Source organism: Nitrosomonas mobilis (genome assembly GCF_900103035.1).
Lineage (GTDB): Bacteria > Pseudomonadota > Gammaproteobacteria > Burkholderiales > Nitrosomonadaceae > Nitrosomonas > Nitrosomonas mobilis.
In genome coordinates, this window is the sequence record NZ_FMWO01000109.1 from 1 (window position 1) to 3,522 (window position 3,522).

Below are 3,522 nucleotides of genomic sequence, written 5' to 3' on the forward strand. Positions count from 1 at the left end.
CGCACATAAACTGGATCTGTCCGGCGAGTCGATCAGAAAGAGCAAAAGAGATTTGACTAAACCCTCAAATCAGGAGTAAAAAACAACCCCCGCGTCGCTACGCTCCGACTGTCCAGTTTGCCGTGGACTGAGTGTCCAGTTTCCGTGGAATACGCAACCATCCCGTACCAGTTGGTACAAGAGCATGTGGAGACCTTCTTTGTGCAAGTTGGGGCTGAATCAGGTTTGCCCGATTTTGTCAAAGAGGAGTTTGATGCATTTCCTGACTGTGGCATTTTAGCGCATGGTTTTATGCGCCTGCGTTGTGTCGACTGCACCCATGAAAAGCCTGGTTGCCTTTTCCTGCAAAAGACGGGGGTTTTGCCCTTCGTGCGGTGGGCCGTGCATGGCGCAGACGACTGCTCGCCCGATCGATCACGTTATTCCCAATGTACCCGTGCGGCAATGGGTGCTTTCATTGCTGATTCCGTTGCGAGTTCTATTCGCGATTCATCTGATTATTATTATCTGGTTATTTCGGTTTTGCGGCAGTTTGATGAGTCGCCTGTTCAACCGCCATCGAACTGTGATGAGCAGCTTTCTCTCTGTATTTCTGAGCTGCTTGTTCATACTGTCGAATTTTAAATTCAGTCTGCGATTTAGTATTTTTCCGGTTTTTACCGAAATGACTGGAGTGCGATTTATGCTCTAGGATCGCTTTTTGTTCTTGAGTTTTAGTCTGCATTTCTTCAGCTAGATTTTCATATTGTCGTGCCAGCGCTTTATGATCTGGATTGCCTTGGTTATCCTGTGCGGCAAGATCAATTTCAGCAGGTCGTGTTGATGTTAGCGAGTTCATAGGCGCGCAGGCTGCCACTAATGCAAGTATCGAAAAAGCTACCCATCGCTTTCCTGCCAGCACAATTGACGGCAAAGCTACAAAATATTTTCTTGCTGGCATGACGGTAATCTCCACGTAAAAAAGCGCTTTGTCTGAAGATCAAAGCGCCTTAAGAAAGAGAAAGAAGAAACAACGATATGACTCGATAAAACAGCGACAGGACAAATCGCAAAACAACTCATCATGAACGACTTATGAAATTAATGTCTTTTTAAAAGCATTTATCTTTACAATTCATTAGTTCCACTGGATTTTACCTTTACTTTATTAATCTGGCTATCAATTTGAATAGGGTCTGCGACATATTTTCTAGATGCCTGCTCAGAAGCAATTGTTCTGTGGTAAGCCGCTTTTTCTAAATTTTCCTGAGCAACTTGTTCGTAGTTACGGATTTTATTCACGATGCGAGATTTTAAATACTTTCCATTTTTACCGAAGAAACTGGTTCTCGGCTTGGTTCTTAGAATCTCTTCTTTTTTCCGCGCTTTAGCCCGCATTTCTTTGGCCAAATGCTCATGCTGTTTTGCCAGTGCAGTGTGGTCTACACGGCCGCTGTTGCTTTGATTATTAGCCAGATATGTTTTTATGGCTTCATTCGATGCAAAAGAATTGATTGATACACCGGCACTCAACAAGATATATATTGATAAAGCAATAAAATATTTTCCTATTTTCATGATAGTAATAACTCCAAGTAAATAAGTAATTTCATAAGGAGTCATACTAATTGACCCTATACAATAAAGTAATTAGGGAAACTATTGTTTTTTTGTAAGGGAAACCATTGGATCGTTTAAAAAATTCCTGATTAGTTACCTGTTTCAGAAATTCTCAATATACCGAGCGGAAGAGGTTCTGTCGTTGCGGCGGCGCGCAGCAATCGAAACTCGGCATACTGCACAGCAGATTTGCCACTTCCCACAAAGTAGATGACAGACATTCAGCCGACCATTGTTTGAGCGCTTCATATGTAAAGTCCGCTATGGGAGTCAAGCGTATATAAAGTGGCTTCCCCTCGCTGTTTGTTTGTATTGTCGCTACAAATGGCGTCTTACTTGCCGCGCCTCGGCCGCACTTTTCCGACCTTGCACCTCCCAGATAAGCATCGTCAACCTCCACGCGTCCATCCAGACGGCGCTCTTCTTCGCGCAGCAGCATGGTCTGTAACAGCTTATGCTTGATCGATCATGCCGTTTTGTAACTTACCCCCAGCTGACGTTTGAGTTCCAACGCACTGACCGCATTCTTGCTTTGCGTCATTAAGTAAATGGCCGGAAACCAGGTCTTTAGCGACAATTTAGTATTTTCAAACATGGTGCCGACAATTGAAAAACATTGGTAGTCGCAATCCAGGCATTCCCATAGCTTGCGGCCGTTATGGGTACAGGAATATCGCTCCCCATCGCAGCGCAGGCATCTCCAGCCATGTGGCCACCTCGCAGCAAACAATGCTGCTTCACATTGTGCTTCCGTGCCATATTGATGCAGAAATTCATGCAGTGACAGGCCTGCCTGAAACTGAATTTTATTCATCGCCATTGCCATCCTCCTCTGATTTTGCTACGTTTCTTCGCAATTTGTAGATTTTACAAGATTTCTGAGAGAAGTAACTAATCAGGATTGAGTTTGAGATCACTGGTGGAGAAGTCGACGATTGTTCCGCAGCGCCCGATTTGATTGCCAAGTTACCTGACGCGGAAGCGATGGTAACGGACAAAGGCTATGACAATGATTGTATACGGGAGCAGATAACAAAGACGAGAGCCATGTTTGTAATACCAGGGAAGGGCAATTCATGGGAAGGTAATGCGGACATGGATTGGAGTTTGTATAAATATCGGCATTTGGTAGAAAATACTTTTGTACGATTAAAGCAGTATCGTGCAGTGGCAACACGATATGACAAACTGAAGAGAGATTACAAAAGTATGGTTGCCATGGCTTATGGATATCTGTGGCTACCCATGTGAAATGTCAACTAGATCCTAGTTCTGTCCTTATTTAACGCGAATGGAGCCCTATTGTTTCTATGTGCAAGAGTATGCGCACATTTTGCAGGACGTTCAGGAAATCTTTCAGCATTGAAATTTAAAATGACCCTTTTTAAGGCTATGTCTGCATTAAACGTTGGAACTACCTTTTTGTCGATTAGGCTGGAGCATTAAGACTGGAGGGTATAGTCATGAAAGCCACTGATTTTCGGGAGTGGTTGGAAAAGATATCGCAACTTAATCGTCGTCAAAAAGAACAGGCCAAACATTATCTGAGCGAGGCGAAGCCACAAGCTGTGGTTGTGAAATATCTTGAGGATTCTTTTGAGCCGAGTTGTCCGGTCTGCCAGGCGGATCGCCCTCATCGTTGGGGGCACCAGGCGGGGTTGCAACGTTTTCGCTGTTGCTTATGCAACAAGCACACATTCACGGCTATTTCGGGAACTCCTTTGCCCCGTCTGCGGCATAAGGAGCAGTGATTGAGTTACAGTGCAGCGTTGATTGAAAGTTTGACCGTGCGAGCTAGCGGCAGGCAATGCGGAATAGACAAAAACACCAGTTTTCGCTGGCGCCATCGGTTCCTGACTTTGCCGGCGGCTACTAAAGCCAACCACTTGCAAGGAATCATTGAGGCGGATGAGACCTTTTTAC

General features: G+C 44.7%; 2 protein-coding genes and 5 pseudogenes. 3 read left to right on the plus strand and 4 right to left on the minus strand.

The genetic code is table 11. The features are described from left to right. Positions 1-319 precede the first annotated feature (319 nt). Positions 320-448 (plus strand): annotated as a pseudogene (locus NSMM_RS17230) (transposase zinc-binding domain-containing protein); the annotation flags it as partial. Between the two features lie 63 nt (positions 449-511). Here NSMM_RS17230 and NSMM_RS16670 read toward each other — a convergent pair. From NSMM_RS16670 to NSMM_RS17235, 4 genes and pseudogenes are all read right to left on the minus strand, one after another. Then, a complete protein-coding gene (locus tag NSMM_RS16670) occupies positions 512-940 on the minus strand; it encodes a hypothetical protein (protein WP_245654840.1) in 429 nt (142 codons plus the stop codon). A 167-nt stretch (positions 941-1,107) separates the two neighbouring features. Further along, entirely contained in the window at positions 1,108-1,602 is a 495-nt protein-coding gene (locus NSMM_RS14715; RefSeq protein WP_143001969.1) for a hypothetical protein, read from the minus strand. A 109-nt stretch (positions 1,603-1,711) separates the two neighbouring features. After that, positions 1,712-2,200, minus strand: a pseudogene (locus tag NSMM_RS14720) (IS1595 family transposase); the annotation flags it as partial. Between the two features lie 98 nt (positions 2,201-2,298). Beyond that, positions 2,299-2,419: pseudogene (locus NSMM_RS17235) on the minus strand (IS1595 family transposase); the annotation flags it as partial. Between the two features lie 80 nt (positions 2,420-2,499). Here NSMM_RS17235 and NSMM_RS14730 point away from each other — a divergent pair. Continuing rightward, positions 2,500-2,850 (plus strand): annotated as a pseudogene (locus NSMM_RS14730) (transposase); the annotation flags it as partial. A 212-nt stretch (positions 2,851-3,062) separates the two neighbouring features. After that, positions 3,063-3,522: pseudogene (locus NSMM_RS14735) on the plus strand (transposase); the annotation flags it as partial.

What these genes read in the sequence shown, in the direction of transcription:
- NSMM_RS14715 (WP_143001969.1), bottom strand. Translation starts at nt 1,602, where the DNA reads ATGACTCCTTATGAAATTACTTATTTACTTGGAGTTATTACTATCATG.
- NSMM_RS16670 (WP_245654840.1), bottom strand. Translation starts at nt 940, where the DNA reads ATGCCAGCAAGAAAATATTTTGTAGCTTTGCCGTCAATTGTGCTGGCA.